The organism is Pradoshia eiseniae, assembly GCF_002946355.1.
Lineage (GTDB): Bacteria > Bacillota > Bacilli > Bacillales > Pradoshiaceae > Pradoshia > Pradoshia eiseniae.
In genome coordinates, this window is record NZ_PKOZ01000041.1 from 1 (window position 1) to 1504 (window position 1504).

Annotated in this window: 1 protein-coding gene; it reads left to right on the forward strand. The window is 44.7% G+C overall.

Going from position 1 to position 1504, the window contains the following annotated elements:
- The first annotated feature begins 122 nt into the window (after positions 1-122).
- Positions 123-1453 (forward strand): IS3 family transposase gene (locus tag CYL18_RS18915; protein ID WP_104851014.1). Its coding sequence is split into 2 segments (ribosomal slippage): positions 123-501 and positions 501-1453, totalling 1332 coding nucleotides; the frame shifts between segments, so codons are not numbered across the junction.
- The last annotated feature ends 51 nt before the right edge of the window (positions 1454-1504 follow it).

Consider the following 1504-nt stretch of genomic DNA (forward strand, 5'->3'; position numbering starts at 1 on the left):
TGAACTGCACCCCGAATAGTGGACACTTTAAAAAAAGTGGACCCTATTCGGGGTTTTCCTATTCTCTTTCAGGAAAACTCCCGTTATACTAACATTACGATTTTTAGAACGGAGTATTTTTCATGAGTAAGATTATCTTTAATGAACACCAACAAAGACTACTAGAAGCTAATCCAAACGTTAAAGCCGTGACAGACCGCGCGATTCAGTATACCCCTGACTTCAAACTGCAGGCGGTTAAACAAAACCAATCTGGGAAAGGCCCAGCGGAAATATTCCGAGAAGCAGGTTTCGATTTAGAGGTGATTGGCATTAAAAAAGCCCAAAGCGCCCTGGCTCGTTGGCGCAGAACCTTCCAAACATACGGAGAAAATGGCTTTTTAGAGGAACGCCGAGGAAAAGCGAGTAAGGGACGCCCCAAGAAAGAGAATGCCTCTGCCGAGAAGAAATTGGCCCAAGCAGAAGCCCGCATTCGCCTCTTAGAGGCGGAATTGACCTTACTAAAAAAGCTAGACGAGTTGGAAAGGCAGGCGAAGAAGAATCGTCGTTAAAAGCCCGAGAGAAATACCAAGTCATTAATGAGACGATTCGGCTTTATCAATTGAAGAACATGGTCCGTTATTTATGTGAAGTGGCCAAAGTGAGTCCAAGCGGCTATTATAAATGGCTTCAGAATGCGGAAAAACAAGCTATCCGGGAGGAGTCTGATTATCAGGATTATGTCTTTCTAAAAGAGATTTATGATGAGGCCCAAGGGAAAATCGGTTATCGCGGCTTATATATGGAAGTCACCGAGAAAGCCGGTCAGCCAATGAACCACAAGAAAATCCTTCGATTGATGCGCAAGTTTCACTTTTTTGCCAAGGTACGGAGAGCGAACCCTTACCGTACGATGGCCAAGGCAACAGAGGTTCACCGTCAGGTACCCAACCATTTGAACCGCCAGTTTGACCAACAGGAACCAGGGAAAGTCTTCTTGACCGACATCACCTACCTGCAAATCCGTGGTGGGAAGACGGCTTATTTGTCTTGCGTGAAAGATGTGGCGACACGAGAGATCGTCGCCTATGAACTCTCGACAAGCCTGCGGATGGAGATAGTCTACCGAACATTAACCAAGTTAGAAAGCTTTTATGAGAATCAATTACATCCAGAAGCAATGATTCATTCGGATCAAGGGTTTCATTACACGCATCCTGAATATCAATCTCGCGTGAAAGAGATGGGGCTCTTACAGTCCATGTCACGAAGGGGAAACTGCCTGGACAACGCCCCGATGGAATCCTTCTTTGGACATATGAAGGACGAAGTTCCTTACAAGAAGGCAAACAGTTTGGCGGAACTAAAATATATGATTGATGATTATATGGATCACTATAACAATACGAGAAAGCAATGGACATTAAAAAAGATGGCTCCGGCAGCTTACCGAAGTCATCTCATCGCCGCATAAACACGGCACATCCCTTTTTATTAAACTGTCTACTTTATAGGGTGCAGTTCA